The organism is Herbaspirillum autotrophicum, assembly GCF_001189915.1.
Taxonomy (GTDB): domain Bacteria; phylum Pseudomonadota; class Gammaproteobacteria; order Burkholderiales; family Burkholderiaceae_D; genus Herbaspirillum; species Herbaspirillum autotrophicum.
In genome coordinates, this window is sequence record NZ_LFLS01000008.1 from 111,989 (window position 1) to 131,349 (window position 19,361).

Annotated in this window: 14 protein-coding genes; 8 read left to right on the forward strand and 6 right to left on the reverse strand. The window is 58.3% G+C overall.

Features of this window, described 5'->3' with window-relative positions:
- Window positions 1-88: 88 nt before the first annotated feature.
- The 3 genes from AKL27_RS08615 to AKL27_RS08625 all read right to left on the reverse strand — a co-directional run bounded on the left by AKL27_RS08615 (window position 89) and on the right by AKL27_RS08625 (window position 3,038).
- The gene (locus tag AKL27_RS08615; RefSeq protein ID WP_050462399.1) at window positions 89-1,369 is read right to left on the reverse strand and encodes a TRAP transporter large permease; all 1,281 of its coding nucleotides are present in this window, start codon (window positions 1,367-1,369) and stop codon (window positions 89-91) included.
- A complete protein-coding gene (locus AKL27_RS08620) occupies window positions 1,366-1,926 on the reverse strand; it encodes a TRAP transporter small permease (protein ID WP_198155922.1) in 561 nt (186 codons plus the stop codon). Before AKL27_RS08620 ends, AKL27_RS08615 begins: the two co-directional genes overlap by 4 nt.
- Before the next feature lie 107 nt (window positions 1,927-2,033).
- Entirely contained in the window at window positions 2,034-3,038 is a 1,005-nt protein-coding gene (locus tag AKL27_RS08625) for a TRAP transporter substrate-binding protein (protein WP_050462401.1), read from the reverse strand.
- A 256-nt stretch (window positions 3,039-3,294) separates the two neighbouring features.
- Between AKL27_RS08625 and AKL27_RS08630 the strand changes: the two genes are divergently transcribed.
- The 4 genes from AKL27_RS08630 (at window position 3,295) to AKL27_RS08645 (ending at window position 7,859) form a co-directional block, all read left to right on the forward strand.
- A complete protein-coding gene (locus AKL27_RS08630) occupies window positions 3,295-5,301 on the forward strand; it encodes a two-component system sensor histidine kinase NtrB (protein WP_050462402.1) in 2,007 nt (668 codons plus the stop codon).
- A gap of 1 nt (window position 5,302) precedes the next feature.
- A complete protein-coding gene (locus AKL27_RS08635) occupies window positions 5,303-5,893 on the forward strand; it encodes a response regulator transcription factor (RefSeq protein ID WP_050462403.1) in 591 nt (196 codons plus the stop codon).
- A 7-nt stretch (window positions 5,894-5,900) separates the two neighbouring features.
- Entirely contained in the window at window positions 5,901-6,791 is an 891-nt protein-coding gene (locus AKL27_RS08640) for an AEC family transporter (RefSeq protein WP_050462404.1), read from the forward strand.
- Window positions 6,792-6,881: 90 nt separating this feature from the next.
- Window positions 6,882-7,859 carry an isopenicillin N synthase family dioxygenase gene (locus AKL27_RS08645; RefSeq protein ID WP_050462405.1) on the forward strand — a complete coding sequence of 326 codons (978 nt, stop codon included), beginning with the start codon at window positions 6,882-6,884 and terminating at the stop codon, window positions 7,857-7,859.
- An 11-nt stretch (window positions 7,860-7,870) separates the two neighbouring features.
- On the opposite strand, the gene AKL27_RS08650 is transcribed toward AKL27_RS08645, so the two are convergent.
- Both AKL27_RS08650 and queG read right to left on the reverse strand, forming a co-directional pair.
- Window positions 7,871-10,309: a penicillin acylase family protein gene (locus tag AKL27_RS08650; RefSeq protein ID WP_050462463.1), complete on the reverse strand. Its 2,439-nt coding sequence runs from the start codon at window positions 10,307-10,309 to the stop codon at window positions 7,871-7,873.
- A 76-nt stretch (window positions 10,310-10,385) separates the two neighbouring features.
- A complete protein-coding gene (gene queG, locus AKL27_RS08655) occupies window positions 10,386-11,468 on the reverse strand; it encodes a tRNA epoxyqueuosine(34) reductase QueG (RefSeq protein WP_050462406.1) in 1,083 nt (360 codons plus the stop codon).
- A 35-nt stretch (window positions 11,469-11,503) separates the two neighbouring features.
- Between queG and tsaE the strand changes: the two genes are divergently transcribed.
- The 3 genes from tsaE (at window position 11,504) to AKL27_RS08670 (ending at window position 15,205) form a co-directional block, all read left to right on the forward strand.
- The gene (gene tsaE / locus AKL27_RS08660) at window positions 11,504-11,989 is read left to right on the forward strand and encodes a tRNA (adenosine(37)-N6)-threonylcarbamoyltransferase complex ATPase subunit type 1 TsaE (RefSeq protein ID WP_050462407.1); all 486 of its coding nucleotides are present in this window, start codon (window positions 11,504-11,506) and stop codon (window positions 11,987-11,989) included.
- On the forward strand, window positions 11,953-13,284 hold the full coding sequence (locus tag AKL27_RS08665; protein WP_050462408.1) for an N-acetylmuramoyl-L-alanine amidase: 1,332 nt from the start codon (window positions 11,953-11,955) through the stop codon (window positions 13,282-13,284). Before tsaE ends, AKL27_RS08665 begins: the two co-directional genes overlap by 37 nt.
- A 292-nt stretch (window positions 13,285-13,576) precedes the next feature.
- Window positions 13,577-15,205 (forward strand): methyl-accepting chemotaxis protein, encoded by a 1,629-nt coding sequence (locus AKL27_RS08670; RefSeq protein ID WP_050462409.1) that lies wholly within the window; start codon window positions 13,577-13,579, stop codon window positions 15,203-15,205.
- 52 nt (window positions 15,206-15,257) lie between these two features.
- Here the strand turns inward: AKL27_RS08670 and AKL27_RS08675 are convergent, their stop codons facing one another.
- A complete protein-coding gene (locus tag AKL27_RS08675) occupies window positions 15,258-15,926 on the reverse strand; it encodes a VTT domain-containing protein (RefSeq protein ID WP_050462410.1) in 669 nt (222 codons plus the stop codon).
- Window positions 15,927-16,394: 468 nt separating this feature from the next.
- Here AKL27_RS08675 and AKL27_RS08680 point away from each other — a divergent pair, with 468 nt between their 5' ends.
- On the forward strand, window positions 16,395-19,361 hold the full coding sequence (locus AKL27_RS08680; RefSeq protein WP_050462411.1) for an EAL domain-containing protein: 2,967 nt from the start codon (window positions 16,395-16,397) through the stop codon (window positions 19,359-19,361).

Genomic DNA, 19,361 nt, shown 5'->3' on the forward strand with positions numbered 1-19,361 from the left:
GACATCCAAAACATTCTTTTCAGCAATATTTCCTGCTGATAAAAATTCTGCTCTGCCCTCGCTTTCACACGGGGGCAGAGCACATGGATCAGTTGTAAATCAGGTTAGGCAACCACAGCGAAATTTGCGGTACATAGGTCACCAGCGCCAGGAAGGCCAGCATCGTCAGCAGCCATGGCATCACTGCCACCGTCAGCTCGGTAATGCCCATCTTGGTAATGCCGGATGCCACATACAGATTCAAACCGACTGGCGGATGGCACATGCCGACTTCCATATTGACCACGATCAGGATACCGAAGTGGACCGGATCGATGCCCAGCTTCATGGCCACCGGGAACAGAATCGGTGCCATGATCAGCACGATCGAGGATGGCTCCATGACGTTACCGGCCAGCAACAGCAAGACGTTGACCACCAGCAGGAAGGTAATCGGACCGAGACCGCTGTCGGTGATCATGGCCGCCATTGCCTGCGGAATGTTTTCACTGGTCACCAGGAACGAGAACAAGACCGCGTTGGTGATGATGTACAACAGCATCGCCGACATCGAAGCCGAATCCAGCAAGACCTTCGGCACTTGCTTGAGGCTCATGTCCTTGTACACGAACACCGCGATGATGAAGGCATATACCGCCGCCATTGCCGCTGCTTCGGTCGGGGTGAAGACACCGGTATAAATACCGCCCATCACGATCACGATCAGGAACAAGCCCCAGCCGCTCTTGCGGAATGCTGCGAAACGCACAGCCCAGGTCGCTTTTGGCAGACGCGGATAGTTATGCTTGCGGGCCAGATACCAGGTCGTCAGACCGAGCAGGAAAGCCAGCATCAGACCCGGCACCACGCCAGCCATGAACAGCTTGCCGACGGAGGTATTGGTCGACACCGAATACATCACCATCACGATGGAAGGCGGAATCAGAATCCCCAGTGCGCCCGAAGTAGTGATCACACCGGCACCGAACTTGTTCGGGAAGCCTTGACGCACCATCGCTGGCAAGATAATCGAGCCAATCGCCACCACGGTCGCAGGCGACGAACCCGACACCGCCGCAAACAAGGCGCAAGCCATTACGCCGGCCAGTGCCAGACCGCCGTGCCAGTGACCGACCATGGAGGTCGCGAAATTGATCATGCGCCGCGCCACGCCACCGTGGGTCAGGAAGTTACCCGCCAGAATGAAGAACGGGATCGCCATGATTTCGAACTTCTCGATCCCGGTAAACAACTTCAACGCCACCGATTGGATCGGCACGTCGGTCATTGCGAACAGGAATGTCAGCACCGTCAGACCGAGCGAGATCGAAATCGGCATGCCGGTCAGCATCAAGCCGAACAGCAAGACAAAAATAATGGCCGCGTTCATGCTTTTTCTCCTTTGACTTCTTCGTCGATGCCTTCGACGTAAGCATGGTCATGTTTAGGCAACTCACCGGTCTTGATGAAATTCCAGGCGACTTGCAGGAAACGGAAACACATCAGATAAGAACCGAGCGGCACGGCCATGTAGACCATCCACATCGGGATTTCCAGCACTTCGGACGTGCTCGAGTGCTGACTGATTTCCCACACGAACTCGGCACCGAGGGTACCGACGATGCCGGTAAACAATGCGCCGGCGAGCAAACCCAGCACCACGAACTTGTTGCGCCATGGCGTGTTCATGCGATTGATCAACACATCGACGCCGACGTGGATACCGGTACGCACACCATAAGCAGCACCGAACTTGGCCATCCAGACGAACATGAAAATACACAGTTCCTGGGCCCAGCTGGTGTTGATCTGAATCAGCTCATCCTGCAGCCAGGGAATCGGCAAACCGGATGCGTAGCGGTGGACCACCGCGACGAAGATGATGACGGTTGCGGCCGCCATCAGGAATGCAATCAGCCATTCTTCCAAATGGTCGAGAAATTTCAGCATAAAGTCTCCTGCCTCAAAAAGGGCCGGTCATGAAGCCGGCCCTCGTCGTTTCCATTTGCCGCCGACGGCAAGCAACACCGTCGACCTGCAAGCTTTTTGTTAAATTACTTTTGACCCAATGCTGCCGCTTCCTTGTTGACCGAAGCGATCAATTCCTTGCCGATGCGATCTTCCATCTGCTTTTGCACTGGCACCAAGGCCTTGCGCCATTCCGCCTTTTCCTTGTCGTTCAGACGGTAGATGGTGGTCTTGCCAGTCTTTTGAACGGCAGCCAATGCAGCATCGTTTTCTTGTTGTGCAATCGCGTTGGCGTACTTGGTCGAATCCTTCATCGCGCCTTCCAGTGCGCTGCGGATATCGGCCGGCAAACCATCCCAGAACTTCTTGTTGACGATCACGGCGTAGCCCAGATAGCCGTGATCCGAAACGGTCACGTGCTTCTGCACTTCATGCATCTTCTGGGTGTACAGGTTCGATGGCGGATTCTCGGTGCCGTCAACCACGCCGGTCTGCAGCGCCTGATAGACTTCGGAGAACGCCAACACTTGCGGGTTGGCGCCCAGTGCGCGCATTTGTGCATCGAGCACCTTGGACGACTGGATACGCATCTTCAGACCACGGAAATCGGCCGGCACGTGCAGCGGCTTGTTGGCCGACATGACCTTGAAGCCGTTATCCCAGTAAGCCAGACCGGTGATGCCCTTAGGCTCCAGCTTCTTGAACAGATCCTTGCCGATCGGACCTTCGGTCACGCGATACAGCACTTCCTTGCTCGGGAAAATGTAAGGCAAGTCGAATACTTCGAATTCTTTCACGCCCAGCGGACCAAACTTGGCCAGCGATGGCGCCAGCATTTGCACCGCGCCCAGTTGCAGCGCTTCCAGCTCTTCCTTGTCTTTGTACAAGGTGCTGTTCGGATAGAGTTCTACCTTGACACGGCCCTTGGTGGCCTTTTCCGCCAGTTCCTTGAAACGCTCTGCGGCCTTGCCCTTGGGCGTGTCATTGGCCACCACGTGGCTGAACTTGATGACGATAGGCGCTTGTGCGAAGGCGTTGCCGGAAATGATTGCGGCAGCCGAAAGCGCAAAAATCAATGATTTCAGTTTCATCGTTGTCCCCATATTGGTTTATAGAATTAATTTGGATAGTCAGGTATTAGTCAGTAAACTGACCCGTGGCGCATTGTGATCAAGCAACCCCCTTCCCACAACTGTGGAAAACCACAATCGGCCACAATAATTTCTTGCTGCGACGCAGCAAACCAAGCGCCTGCGAAAGCAGACCCGAATGTGAAATACACCCGCCAGCCCACGCCATGCGCGATAAACTAACGCCTGACGCAGCCACCGACCCGCTACCGGCGCCATGAATACGCCCTTACTCTCCCCTCCTGCCGCCGACATTTCCCATCGCCGCCACCTGTTGCGCTGGCTGATTCCGATTTTGCTGGTGCTGTTGTTTTTGCTGACGCTGATCTGGCTGCCGCAGCAGGCCCAGCGCATGGAGTCGAGTGAACGGCAGGAGCAACTGATCGCCGATTCGCTGTGGGTGGAACAGGCGATCCGCTTCCAACTGAGCCGCGACGACGAAAGCATGCGCCTGATCGGCAGCGAAATCGTCAACGGCCATCTCAACAAGGAGCAGTTCCGCGGCCGCCTCAATGCACTGCTGCGCAACAATCGCGAGCTGTATCGCGTGACCTGGTTCGATGTCCACGGCAAACCGGTAGCCTCCACCGATGACTACCCGATCTCGCGCGACCAGTTGTCAGCACCGTCGCAAGAAACCGAAGAGCACTCGCGCAACATCCGCCGCCCTTTATATAGTGCGCCGGCGATTCCGCCCGGCATCGCCGAGCCGACCCTGATGGACTATCACATCCCCTTGTTTCGGGATCAGCATTACGTCGGCAGCCTGGTCGCCAGTTATTCGATGTCGCGCGTACTCAATGAAATGGTGCCATGGTGGTTTGCTCAGGATAATGAAATCACGCTGACCGATATCGACGACAAAGTGGTGGCGCGACGCACTGCCGGCGGTCCCGGCCTGAGCGTCTACACCCACCGGCGCGAACTGGAACTGCCGGGCGTCACCTTGCGCCTGCAAACCAACAGCACCAAGAGCGCGCCCAAACTGCTGCCGAATTTGCTGGTCGGTTCGGTGATCGTGCTGTCGCTCGGCTTGCTGTGGAGCTTGTGGGCGCTGTGGCGCGACATCAGCCGCCGCCTCACCGCCGAAGGCGCATTGCAGCACGAGGTCTCGTTCCGCACGGCGATGGAAAACTCGCTGGTCACCGGCATGCGCGCGCGCGATCTGGAAGGCCGCATCACCTATGTCAATCCGGCATTTTGCAAAATGGTCGGTTACAACGCCGCGGAACTGGTCGGCAAGATTCCGCCGATGCCGTACTGGGCGCCGGAAGCCATGGATGAATATCAGGAACGCTTCACCAAAGTATTGGCGGGCCGCGTCACACCGCAGTTCGAAACGATTTTTCAGCGTCGCGACGGCGAACGCTTTCCGGTATTGATTTTCGAATCGCCGCTGGTAGATGACAATGGCCGGCACACCGGCTGGATGGGTTCGATTCTGGATGTCTCCGACCGGCGCCGGGTGGAAGACCTGAATCGCAAACAGGAAGAACGCCTGCAAGCCGGCGCCCGGCTGGCCAGCATGGGTGAAATCGCGTCGACGCTGGCGCATGAATTGAATCAACCGCTGGCCGCCATCTCCAGCTACACCACCGGCGCGCTCAACATGATGCAAAGCGGCCGTGCCGATCCGGCAGCATTGCAACCGGCGCTGGAGAAAATCAAAGCGCAGGCGCAACGCGCCGGCCATGTGATTCGCAGCGTCCATCAATTCGTCAAGAAGCGGACGCCGGAACGCCACCCGGTCCTGATCAAGACCATCGTCGACAACATCTCGCCCCTGATCGAATTGCAGGCGCAACCGTTCTTCGTGGTGATCCAGACCGTGATTCCGGCCAGCCTGCCCGCCGTACTGGGCGATGCCGTGCTGCTGGAACAGGTACTGCTCAACCTGACCCGCAATGCGATTCAGGCGATGGCCTCGAATGTGCCGGAGCGCCGCATTCTGCGTATTACCGCCGCGCTCGACAGCGATACCGCATCCCATCAGTCAGTCGTGGTTTCGGTGATTGATCAGGGCCATGGCATTCCGCCCGATGTGGCTGCCGGCCTGTTCTCGCCGTTTTTCTCGACCAAGGCTGACGGCATGGGCATGGGACTCAATATCTGCCGCACCACGATTGAGTTTCACGGCGGCACGCTGACCTATGCCGACAATCCGACAGGGGGTACAATCTTCCGTTTCTCCCTGCCGGCACACAGTTCCGCCACCACGACCTGAGATGCTACACATAGTTGACGACGAAGAAATCATCCGTGACTCGCTTACCTGGCTTGCGCAATCGCGCGCCATTGCCGCAGTCGCGTATGCCAGCGGTGACGAATTCCTGCAAGCCATGGCGCGCGGCGGCGAATTTGACGCCGCTGGTGAATGCATCCTGCTCGATGTGCGCATGCCGGCCATGAGCGGCGTTGCCTTGTTCGATCTGCTGGCGGCACGCGGCATCACGCGCCGGCGTCCGGTGATTTTTTTGACCGGTCACGGCGACGTACCGATGGCAGTCGACATGCTCAAGAACGGCGCTTTCGATTTTTTTGAAAAACCATTCAACGACAATCAATTGATGGACCGGGTATTGGAGGCGCTGCAGGCCTCGCGCGAAACCGGCGAGCAAGATGCCATCCGCGAACGCCTGGAAGCGCTGTCCAGTCGTGAACGTGAAGTGCTGGATCTGATCCTGGCCGGCAAAATGAATAAAGTCATCGCCGATGAACTCGGCATCAGCATGCGCACGGTAGAAGTCCACCGGGCACATATTTTTGACAAGATGAATGTCAAGACCGCAGTTGAACTGGCGCGTCTGTTGAAATAAGCATCCCATGCATATCGGCACCCTGCTCCTACCCGACTTTTCCCTGATCCTGCTGGGCGTGATCATTTATCGCATTACCGACTGGGGCGATGCGTTCTGGGCCGGCATGGAAAAGATGGTGTATTACCTGTTGTTCCCGGCCTTGCTGTTTTACTCCACCGCGCGTCTGCAACTGCATCTGGAAACCACCGGCCAACTGTTGCAAGTCGGCGTGCTGGCGTTGCTGGCCGGGATTGCCCTGACCTGGATCGGCAAACCCTTCATCAAGGTCGGGCCGATGATTTATGAATCCGGCATGCAAACCGCGTTTCGCTTCAATTCCTATATCGCGCTGGCGATTGCGTCGCGGCTGGCCGGTGAAGAAGGCGTCGGCCTGATGGCGCTGCTGCTTGGTTTCGGGGTACCGATCTGCAATATGGCGGCAGTCCATGCGCTGGCGCACAAGAGCGGCAACGTACTCACCGAGTTGCGCAAGAATCCTTTGCTGATCGCGACCGGCACCGGCCTGCTCTACAGTCTGTCCGGCTTGCCGGTACCGGAAGTGGCCGGCGCAGTATTGTCGCGTCTGGGCAGTGCGTCGATTGCGCTGGGCCTGCTGATGGTGGGCGCCGGGCTGCGCCTGTCCGGTTTGCGCGAGGGCAAGCTGATGGCGCTGTACTTTACCGCGATCAAGCTGATGGCGATTCCGGCCGTGGCTTATGTACTCGGCCGCTGGATCGGCTTGCCGCCGCTGCAATTGCAGATCGTGGTGCTGTTTTGTTCGCTGCCGACCGCCTCAAGCTGTTATATCCTCGCCGCCCGCATGGGTGGCAATGGTCCGATTACCGCCTTCCTGATATCGCTGGGGACGCTGGTATCGGCCGTGACCATTCCATTCTGGCTGAGCCTGGTCACCTGACATCGGCCAGGTGACCGCTGGTCCGGCAACCGGGAATTTCCGCGCCGGACGCCACTCCAACCCGTTCCCTGCCATCACCTGAGGAAGCCCATGACATCGCTGCACATTCCGGTCATCGACATGACCGGCTTCATTCACGGCGACGCCGCCGCCCGCCGGCAAGTGGCGCGCCGCTTCGGCGAAGCCTTCGAACGCACCGGCTTTTGCACCATCGTCAATCATGGCGTCGATGATGCTCTCGTGACGTCGGTGTATGACAGTGCCAAAGCCTTCTTTCAGTTTGCGCGCGACCAGAAAATGGCCTGGGCCTCGCCTGATCTGAAACAACGCCGGGGCTATTTGCCGATGGGGGTCGAAAGCGTGGCCGCCACATTGCATGGTGAAACCCCGCCCGATTTGTGTGAAGCGCTGGTGTTCGTGGCGCTGCAAAGCGAACGCAACGGCACCGGCTCCCGAAATTTCTGGCCGACGCAACCGGCCAGCCTGACCACCGACATCAACCGATATTTTGACGCCATGCTGGCGCTGACCCGCCGGCTGATGAGAATGTCGGCGCTGGCGCTTGATCTGGACGAGGATCATTTCGACAGCGGCTTTGAAGAACCGGCGCTGACGCTGCGCTTCGTCAACTATCCCGATCAGGAACAAGCGCCGCAGGCAGGGCAATTGCGCTATGGCGCCCATCATGATTACGGCGGCCTGACCATCTTGCGCCAGGACACCGCGCCCGGCGGTTTGCAAATCTGTGATCAGGACGGTCAATGGCATGATGCGCCGACCACCGGCAAAAGCTTTGTCATCAATGTCGGCGACCTCATGGCGCGCTGGACCAATGACCGCTGGAAATCCACGCTGCACCGGGTCATCAACCCGTCACGGGCGCTGACCGGCAGTACGCAACGGCTGTCGATGGTGGCATTCACCGGCCCGCGTGACGACACCACGGTGGATTGCCTGCCCAGTTGCTGGAGCGACAGCCAGCCTAAAAAATACACGCCGGTCAGCGCCGGCGATTATGTCAGGCAGAAATTGCTGGCGTCGATGAATCTGACGCCAGCCGGCAAATAAACCGCTACCGGTTATTTTCCCGGCACCAGCATGATGCGTTCGACCGTGGCCTGCTCCACGGCGGCACGGGAATACAGCAGCGGGAAATATTCGCCATTGAGCCACTTGTCGGCCAGATCGCGATAGTGCTGGCTGTCCGGATCTCCCGATTGCCCCGGTGAATTGACCACCTTCGAGTTATCCCAATTGCCGACATCCACCACGACCCGGAATGACGGGCCGTTGGTCTGACGGAAATCGCTGGCGCGATAGGTCGATTGATTCGGCGAATACGCGCCGCCGTGCTTGGGCAGCGGCCCGACATTCAGTTTGGCGCGGGTCGCGTCATCCACCACGGCTGCCAGCGGATGCTCCATCAGGTTGTGGTGCAGCTTGCCCCACTGCCATTGTGCCGGATCATCACCTTGCAGCTTTTTCATTTCGGCATAGGCGGCAGCGAGACTGTCGAGCATTACCTTGTTGCGCCTGGCCACGGCGTCATCACCAAAGCGGCTCGCCGGCTGTTCCAGCGTGTCGAGCACCACTGCCACATCGGGCGCCCCCATGGCGTCGGCGGCGGCCTTGGTCAATACCGCCTGCTTGAAGGCCTGGCCCAGATGGCGGCTGAGCCAGACTTCATACAAGGCGGCTTGCGGCGAATCGGCGCGCTCAACAAAATCCCAGCCATCAAACAAGCGTAATGCCGCCTGGGTCTGCGCGTCATCGGAAGACAATGGTTTGAGCAAGGTTACCAGGCGCCGTGCCGGAATCGCCAGATCGTCGTTTTGCAAATGCATGGAATCTTCCAGCGAGACCTTGTCCAGACCCGACAAAACTTCACTGATGCGCAAGAAGCGCGACGGATTGGTCCATTCAAAACCCAGCTTGCGCTCGCGATACGGATAGTTGTCCGGCAGATTCATTTGATTGGCCGAGGCAAACCAGCCTTGCTTCGGGTTATAGGTAAACGGCAACTGATCGCCGCGCCAGAATCCGGCCCATTCATACCGGCCATCACCCGGCACCGGCAGCAGGCCATCCCAGTTCGGTCGCTTCGGCGCCAGTCCGCCCGGCACCCAGCCGATATTGCCTTTGACGTCGGCATACACCTGATTTTCGGTCGGCGCGCCCCAGTTCAGCATGGCGCGGCGGAACGACGAAAAGTTTTTGGCGCGCATGTAGTCGATGCTGCCGAAGTACGGCGACATGCCCGGCTCCATCCAGCCCGAACGCACGGCAAAGGCGCGCTTGCCATCACTGTAGATGAGCGGGCCGTGGCGCGTGAAGCGCAGTTCGGCATCCACCGTTGCGCCGCTCTTGACCGCAATCGGTTCGCGCAAGGTCTTGAAGGTTTCCCAACGGCCTTTGTATTTGTACTGATTCGGGTTTTCCGGATTCAATTCATAGACATACAAATCTTCCTGATCGATATTGAAAATCGTCAGACCGAAGGCAATCGTGCCATTGTGGCCGATGGAAATGCCCGGCAAGGCCGGTTCGCCGGCACCGATCACGTTCAGGCCGGGGGCATTGATATGCGCGATGTAACGCAGCGACGGAGCCGAATAAGCGCGATGCGGATCATTGGCCATGATGGCGCGGCCGGTGGCTGATTTCGAGGGTGCGATCACCCAGTTGTTGCTGCCTTCGGTGGTTTCTTCCGGGTTATCAGCGGCGGCAATCCGGATCGTTTCGGTGACATCGCCGCTGCCATCGGCGTTCGCGGTCAGGCTTTCCTTGGTGATCCTGACGCCTTGCGTGGCCAGCGTGAACACCTTCAGCAAATCGGCCGGCAGGCAGGGATCCAGCCCTTGCGGCATCTGCGCTTCCCATGCCGGTGTCAGACCGAAACGCACTTCATCCGACTTCAGATCGGCCTGGCATGCCACCTTGGCGCGCGCCACTTCGCTGGTCAGGTTGCGTGTCAGGCCATGGCTGCGAATCCGCACCACGTCTTCGGCCTGCCATTTGGCCGGTGCATAGCCGAGCTGGCGAAACTCGAATGGCAAGCGGGCCGGATCGGCATTGACGTAATCGATATAAGCGTTGATGCCGGCAACAAACGAAGTCGCTACCCGTTTGGCATTCTTGCCGTAGGCATGCCATTCGCGCTGCATGTTGCCGCGGTACAGAAACAGGCGCGTGGCCTTGTCTTGTTCGAGGTAAGCCGGACCGAACACCGCCGACAATTCGCCGAGACCGCGACGCCGCCACAAATCGATCTGGAACAAACGGTCACGCGCCGCATTGAAACCCTGCACAAAAAAGACATCATCCTGACTGGCGGCATACATATGCGGTACACCCCAGGTATCGATCAGGATTTCAGCCGGTTTGTGCAAACCCGCCACCTGCAGCAGCAGCGACTTGTCCGCCGCCACCGTATCGGCAGCCAGCGCCGGCGCGCTGAGCAAAGGTACCAGGGCCATGCCGGACAACAGCAAGGCTGCGGGCAAGCGTTTCAACATCATCATCTTTTGTCTCCTGTCGGGTATCAATCCCGTGGTATTTGCGGCCTTCATGCCGTCTTGCGCGGCTCGGCCAAATTCAATTCTGCTGCATATGCTGTTGCAGTGCCCACTCCACATGTTCACGTACGATAGGCGAAGGATGGCCGGCGCGCAATCGCAAAGCTTCGACAATTTCCGCTTGTCCCTTATGGGTCGATGCCGCATTGCCGAGACCGACCGCCATGTTGCGCAGCCAGCGTTCATGGCCGATGCGGCGAATCGCGCTGCCTTCGGTATTGCGGCTGAAGTCGTCTTCACTCCATCCCAGCAATTGCACCAGCGACGCCTGATCCAGTCCGTGGCGCACATCAAAATCCGGCAAGCCGGTGTTTTGCGCGAATTTATTCCATGGGCAATATAGCTGACAATCGTCGCAGCCGTACACGCGATTACCGATCAGGCTGCGCAATTCCAGCGGAATGCTGCCTTTGAGTTCGATGGTCAGATAGGAGATGCAGCGCCGCGCATCCAGTTCATAGGGCGCGACAATCGCCTGGGTCGGGCAGATATCGATGCAGGCGCTGCATTGACCGCAATGCGATCCGACCGCCTCATCGACCGGCAGCGGCAGGTCGGTAAACAATTCGCCGAGGAAAAACATGGAACCGGCTTCGCGGTTGAGCAGCAAAGTGTGCTTGCCGCGCCAGCCGAGGCCGGCCTTCTCGGCCAGCGCCACTTCCATGACCGGGGCGGAATCGGTAAACACCCGGTAGCCGAACGGGCCGGTTTCGGTTTCAATGCGGCTGGCCAACTGTTGCAGGCGGGCACGCAAGACCTTGTGATAGTCGCGGCCGCGGGCATAAATCGAAATCACCGCAGCCGAGGCATCATCGGCGCGCACCTGTTCGCGGCCGCGCCAATCGCCATCACCGTTACGCGGCAGATAAGGCATGCGCGCGGTAATCACGCGCACCGTGCCCGGCACCAATTCGGCAGGACGGGCGCGCTTCATGCCGTGGCTTGCCATATAATCCATCTCACCGTGATAGCCCTTGTCGAGCCAGGCTTGAAATCCGGCCTCGCGGTGCGACAGGTCGACGTCGGTGATGCGAATATCGGCGAAGCCGAGTTCGCGTCCCCAGGCCTTGATGGTGACGGCAAGTGCAACCAGATCAGTCATTAATCAAACTCGAACAAACACAAATCAACATTATCATGCAGCCCTACCATACCCATTTGCAGGACGAGGCCGGCACCAACGCACTGGGCGCGGCGCTGGCGCGGGTGCTGACGCCCGGCCTGACGCTCCATCTGCATGGCGATCTGGGTGCCGGTAAAACTGCGCTTACGCGCGCCTTGCTGCACGCGGTCGGCTATGCCGGGCGGGTAAAAAGCCCGACTTACACGCTGGCCGAGCCTTACGCGATACAGCTGGCAGATCGCATGGTAACTCTTATCCACTTCGATCTGTACCGGATGGCGGGCCCGGAAGAGTTTCTGGATGCCGGTTTTCGTGAACATTTCAATGAAAACAGTATCTGCATCATCGAGTGGCCGGAAAAGGGAGCACCATTGTTGCCCCCTCCCGACATACTCATTTCGCTAACGGTTGCAGGGCACGGTCGTGATGTAGAATTACGAGCGTTGTCTGACAAGGGTCATCAATGCCTCGCTCGACTGAAATTCGCTCCAAATCTCTAAGCTCCAAAACCCGCCGCACCATCCTCAAGGCTGGCGGTACGCTCCTCGTTTCGGTTCTGACGCCTTTGCCTGCCTTTGCTTCGCAAATCCTGGCGGTACGTGTCTGGCCGTCTGATGACTATACCCGCGTCACGCTCGAAAACGACAGTGATCTCAAGGTCACCCATTTCGTGGTCAAGGACCCGGAACGGCTGGTGGTCGACATCGAAGGCATTGATCTCAACACCACGCTCAAGGATCTGGTGGCCAAGATTCAACCGAACGATCCCTACATCAAGCAAGTCCGGGTCGGGCAAAACCGTCCGAGCGTGGTGCGGCTGGTGTTCGATCTCAAGGATGAAATCAAGCCGCAGGTGTTTACGCTGGCGCCGGTGGGCGAGTACAAATACCGTTTTGTGATTGACCTGTATCCGGCCAATCCGCCGGATCCGATTGCCGCCCTGATCCAGAAAGGCGACTGGCCGCGCGATCAGCAAAGCGAAGTCAAACCGCCGCTGGCTGAAGCCAAGCCGGTGCCGGCACCGGCACAGCAGCCGGAACCGCCGGTGGCCAAGGCCAATCCGAATGAACCCAAGCTGCAATTGACGCGCATGATCACGATTGCGCTCGATCCCGGCCATGGCGGCGAAGATCCGGGCGCCATCGGCAGCCGCGGCAATCGCGAAAAGGATGTGGTGCTGTCGATTGCCAAGCGGCTCAAAAAGAAGATTGAAGAACAGCCGAACATGCGCGTGATGCTGACGCGTGACGCCGACTTTTTCGTGCCGCTCGGCATGCGCGTGCAAAAGGCGCGCAAGGTGCAGGCAGATCTGTTCATCTCGATTCATGCCGACGCTTTCGTGCAACCGACCGCGCGCGGCTCATCGGTATTCGCCTTGTCGGAAAAAGGCGCCAGCTCCACCGCAGCGCGCTGGCTGGCCAACAAGGAAAACTCGGCCGATCTGATCGGCGGCGTCAACATCAAGACCCATGACCGGCAACTGGCCAGCGTCTTGCTCGATTTGTCGACCACCGCCCAGATCAACGACAGCCTGCGCATCGGCAAGGCCGTGCTCAATGAAATCGGCGGCATCAACAAGTTGCACAAGGGTGCAGTTGAACAAGCCGGCTTTGCCGTGCTGAAAGCGCCGGACATTCCCAGCATCCTGATCGAAACCGCGTTCATCTCGAATCCGGAAGAAGAAGCCAAGCTGACCGACAACGCTTATCAGGATGACATGGCCGATGCCATCATGACCGGCATCAAGAAGTATTTCTCCAAAAATCCGCCGCTCGCCAAGAACCGCATGACCTGAAGCATGCCCTGAGTCGCCCCGCGCGACTCCGGAACTCCCCGGCATTATCAACAAGGAAACATTTCGGCGTCAGCGCAACGGCGATGCCGGTTTGTCTCCGTTGCCCTGCCCCTGCAACGCCGAAAGTTCTTCCGCCACCGCGCAAATGGTGCACTATCGATACTGCTGCACGCCGCTGCATAGTCCGTTTCGTCCGCCCGGAGAAATGCGCTTCATCAAAAATACTCTCCGCAAAATACACACCGGCCAGACGCAAATTGTTCGCTTCCATTTAACCGCAAGGGGGAATCAAGTGAAAATTTCCAATATCAGCATCAGTTTGCGTCTCTGGCTCGGCTTCGGTTTGCTGATGCTGTTGCTGGTCTCCATGGCAACACTTGGCATCAACCGGCTGGCCAGCCTCGAGCACCAGATGGAAGATGTCATCAAGGACAAATATCCCAAAACCGTGGTGGCCGGCGACCTCATCGATCAGCTCAATCTGGTGGCGCGCTCGGTACGCAATATCCTGTTGCTGAAAGACCCGCGACAAATCAAGAGTGAAGCCGATCGCATCACCGGTGCCGAACTAGCCACTCGGGAAGGTTTGCAGACCCTCGACAAGACACTGACGGATGACACCAGCCGCAGCATGCTGGCAGCGGTGCTGACGGCGCAAAAAAACTATCTGGTAAAACGCGATCAGGTGCTCGCGATGATGGCCGAGGGCGCCAAGGAGCAAGCCATCGATGCCCTGATCAGCGATGTGCGTCCGGTCCAGAGCGTGTATATGGCGAGCGTTGAAAAGCTGATCAAACACCAGCATCAGTTGATGGAACAGGCCGGCGCCAGCGTCACTGCCAGTTATCTCGAAGCGCGCAACCTGATGTTGTTTCTGAGCGTCAGCGGCCTGCTGCTGGCCGGTCTGATTGCGTATTTCGTCACCCGCAGCATTACCACCCCGCTCAATCGCGCGGTCAAGGTAGCGAAAACCGTGGCGGCCGGCGATCTGACGTCGCAGATTCACAGCACCGGCACCGACGAAACCGGACAGTTGATGCAAGCGCTCAAAGAAATGAATGACAACCTGCGCAGCATCGTCGGCCGCGTGCGACTGGGTACCGATACCATCGCCACCGCCACCGGCGAGATTGCCAGCGGCAACATGGATTTGTCGTCGCGCACCGAACAACAGGCAGGGTCGCTCGAAGAAACCGCCTCCGCCATGGAGGAGTTGACCGCCACCGTCAAACAAAATGCCGACAATGCGCGCCAGGCCAACCAGTTGGCCAGCACCGCTTCCAAGGTGGCATTGCAAGGCGGCGACGTGGTGGGCCAGGTAGTCGACACCATGAGCGCCATCAATGCCTCGTCGAAAAAAATCGTGGATATCATCAGCGTGATCGATGGCATTGCCTTCCAGACCAATATTCTGGCACTCAATGCCGCAGTCGAGGCGGCCCGCGCCGGCGAGCAAGGCCGCGGCTTTGCCGTGGTGGCAGCAGAAGTTCGCAGCCTGGCGCAACGCAGTTCCTCCGCAGCCAAGGAAATCAAGGCGCTGATCAACGACTCCGTGACCACGGTCGGCAATGGCAGCAAACTGGTGGAACAGGCTGGCGCGACCATGCATGAAGTGGTCAGCAGCGTGCGCCGGGTGACCGATATCGTGGCGGAAATCAGTTCTGCCAGTCAGGAACAAAGTACCGGAATCGAGGAAATCAACCGTGCCGTGACTCTGATGGATGAGGTGACCCAGCAAAATGCCGCGCTGGTGGAACAGGCGGCAGCAGCAGCCCAGTCATTGCAGAATCAGGCGGCCAATCTGACCGAGGTAGTGAGCGTTTTCAGGCTGGATGAAAATCAGGTGATGGCGCGACGTATCGTTGATATCACGCCGGCCGCGCGCAATATAGCCAACAGCGTCCCGCTGGTGCATCGCTGACCGCACGGCGGCGCAGCGCCGGCGTGACCGGCAACCGCGCCGCTTGCCGCCATCAGGCGTCGGGTGCCTTGTTGCGGCGACCGCTGGTCATTTTGCGATAGAACTGCCAGCCGGCCCCCAGCACTATCGGCAGGATGGCGGCGGCGATGCCGATCAGCACAAAGGTATTGAGGTGATCGCGTACCAGCGGCATATTGCCGAACAGATAACCGGTCGCCAGCAAACTGACCACCCACAGAATCGCGCCGATGATATTGAAGAACTGGAATTTGACGAAGGTCATCTCGGAGACGCCCGCGATAAACGGCGCAAAGGTCCGCACGATGGGCGTGAAACGCGCCAGGATGATGGTTTTGCCGCCGTGCTTTTCGTAAAAACTGTGGGTTTTGCGCAAGGCTTCCGGATTAAGCCATTTATAGTTATGCGTAAATACCCGGTGCCCCACTGCACTGCCGATCCAGTAATTCAGGGTATTGCCGGTAATCGCGGCAACAATCAGCAAGCCTGACAGCACCCAGATATTCATCGCGCCCGTGGCGCAAAACGTGCCGGCGATGAACAATAGTGAATCCCCCGGCAGGAACGGCAGCACTACCAGCCCGGTTTCGCAAAAGATAATCAAAAAAAGCACCATATAGATCATGGTGCCGTATTGCTCAATCAAGATGCCAAGGGATTTGTCGACGTGCAATATCACGTCCAGTAACTGCATGTAATCCATACACTCATTTCATCGATAGCCGGAAGCGCAGGAGCGCTGAGGTCGCGCCGCTTGGGTCGCGCCGAAATCATACACTACTCGGATGCTGCCTCCCTCACCTGCGGGGTCAAGTTAAGAATTGTCAGGAAATTTATTTGCAGCAACACTCAAGAACGACATTCCTGCCTCCGTTAACAAGCAAGTTGCAATCCATATTTGCAGGCGATTGCAACAGCCTCAGATAACGATTGCATCAAATGAAAAACCTTATAGAATTGAAAACTGTTTCCCACAGGCACTTTTATCGTCCCGGCACAGATGACGACATCCGCGCAACGAATATCCAACGGCTTGCGAAAGCGCGCTAGGATAGGAGCGGGGGCTCATTTCACAAGCATCCGCGCAGGCGCTGTTTGTGCAATGTGCTCTGACAGGTATGGGGATGAACACGCGCTATTGCAAGCCGGCGCAAGACAAGAAAGATAGCCCATGACAAACGGCAAAGGTTCTCATGAAGAGCTGGCACACTGCCGCGCTTCCCTGGCTGAAAAAGACGCGCTGCTGACGGCGTTTTCGCGCTCCATGGCAATCATCGAAATAACGCCGGAAGGCATCATTCTCGAAGCCAACGACAACTTCCTGACCCTGATGGCGTACCAGCGGCACGATATCGTCGGCCGTCATCACCAGGTGTTATGCAATCCCGAATACGTGGCATCCCCCGACTACGCCGAATTCTGGCGCCGGCTGCGGCAGGGCGACACCGTTGCCGGCACCCTGCAGCGCCAGCGCAGCGACGGCTCCACACTGTGGCTCAACGCCACTTGCAATCCGGTCTTTGACAGCAACGGGCAATTGCAGAAGATCGTCTCGCTGGCATCCGACATCACTGCCCATATCGACGACTCACAGGAAAAGCACAGCATTCTGCTGGCCCTCAATCGCTCCCTCGGCGTGATCGAATTCTCTGCCGACGGTGTCGTCGTCAGCGCCAACGGCAACTATCTCAAGACCATGGGCTATCTGCCGGAAGAACTGATCGGCCAGCATCATCGTCTGGTGTGCGAACCGGATTACATCGACAGCCGCGAATATCAGGACTTCTGGCGCGACGTCCGGCAAGGCCGCTTCTTTTCCGGCCGCTTCAAGCGCATCGCGCGCGATGGCCGTCCGATCTGGTGGGAAGCTACCTACACCCCGGTATTCGATGCCGAAGGCCGCGCCATCAAGGTCATCAGCATCGGCACCGATGTTTCCTACCGGGTCACGCGCGAACAACGTGACCGCGACTACCAGCATCTGCTGTCACTCGGCATCAATGAAACCGACAATGCCGTGCTCATTACCAATGCCGACCACCGCATCGTGTTTCACAACACCGGCTTTTCCCGCATGCTCGGCTTTACCGCTGACGAAGTGATCGGCAAAAAGCCGCGTGACCTGTTCCAGGGACAGCCGCCAATCCTCAAGATGATCGAAGATTGCTACCACGCGATTGCCCTCGGCCGCAGCTATCACGGCGAAGAGCTGGTGCATGACAAGCACGGCCATCCGATGTGGATTTCGATCATGGTCAACCCCATCCTCGATGCCGCCGGGCAGTTGATCAACGCCGTCAGCGTGTTCACCGACATCACCAACACCAAGATGCATGAAGTACTGCAATACAAGGTACTCAACGCCATGGTGCATGAAGCATCGCTGGCCGAAGTAATGGAACTGATCTGCACCGAAGTCGAACACATCGCGCCGGAAGTGGTGGCGTCGATCCTGCGCATCGACAATGAAGGCTGCCTGCGGCCGCTGGCCGCGCCGCGTTTGCCGGAAGCCTATGCGCGCACACTGGACGGCGTCGCCATCGGCGATTGTGTCGGCTCGTGCGGCACCTCGGCCTTTCGCGGCGAGGCAGTCGAGGTCACCGATATTGCCAACGACCCATTATGGGAAGGCTATCGCGATCTGGTGTTGCCGCTGGGCTTGCAGGCATGCTGGTCAAGTCCGGTCAAATCGCCGGATGGCCGCGTCATCGGCACCTTCGCTTTCTATTACAGGGAAAAGCGCGGCCCCAATGCCTTCCATCACAGCCTGGTCGATGTCGGCGTACACCTCTGCGCACTGGCGCTGGAACGTGAAGAATCGCGCTCGCGCATTCATCAACTGGCGTTTTATGATGCCCTGACCGGCTTGCCCAATCGCAGCCTGTTGCTGGTCAAGGCCAATCAGGCCATCGCTGCTGCGGCCCGCAGCAGAACCCCGCTGGCGGTGCTGTTTGTCGATCTCGACCGCTTCAAGCAAATCAATGACTCACTCGGACATCAGGCTGGCGATGAATTGCTGCGCATCATCGCTACCCGCTTGCAGGCAGAAGCCCGCAAGTCCGATATCGTCGGCCGTCTGTCCGGCGACGAATTCGTGATCGTGCTGTCGCAATGTGACTTGCATTGGGTCACCGAAGTGGTCAAGCGGCTGCAGGATCAGCTGGCGCAGCCTTGTCATATCGCCGGCGTGGCACTGACGCCCTCGGCCAGCATCGGCATCGCGCTGTTTCCGGACAATGGCGACAGTATCGAAATCCTGCTGCATCGGGCCGACATGGCGATGTATCAGGCCAAGGAAAAAAATCGCGGCCGCTTCAGCTTCTTCAGCGATGAAATGAATATCCAGGCACAAGAACGCCTGGCGCTGGAAGGCGCGTTGCGCGATGCCTTGCGCGGCGGCGACTTTGAATTGCACTATCAGCCGCAAATCCATATTCGCGACGGCTGCATCCATGGCGTCGAAGCACTGGCGCGCTGGAGCCATCCGCAACTGGGACAGGTATCGCCGGCCCGCTTCATCCCGATTGCCGAAGAATGCGGCCTGATCGGCGAACTCGGCAAATGGGCACTGGAAGAAGCCTGCTATCAGTTGAGCGAATGGCGCGCGCACAACATTGATATTCCCTGTATTTCGGTCAATCTGTCGTCCACCAACTTCCATGATCTGGGCTTGCCGCAATTCATTTCCTCGCTGCTGGAGCGCTACCATTTGTCGCCACAGGATCTGACCCTGGAAATCACCGAAACCGTGATGATGGATACCAACCCCAGCACCACCCGTACCATCCACGAAGTGCGGGCACAAGGCATCCGGCTGGCCATGGATGACTTCGGCACCGGCTATTCCAGTCTCGGTTATCTGCGCAATCTGCCGGTCAGCGAACTGAAACTCGACAAGAGTTTCGTGCGCGACATGGCCAGCGACGATACGGTACGGGCGCTGGCGCATGCCGTGATCCGCATCGGCGAAAGCCTGAGCCTGACGGTCGTGGCCGAAGGGGTGGAAGAGCGTTTGCAGTATCGGCTGCTCGAAGGCCAGGGTTGCGATGTGGCGCAAGGCTACTATTTTTCACGACCGCTGCCAGCCAATGCGCTGGAAGACTGGGTCAAGAATTTCCACATCGACAATTACCGTTGA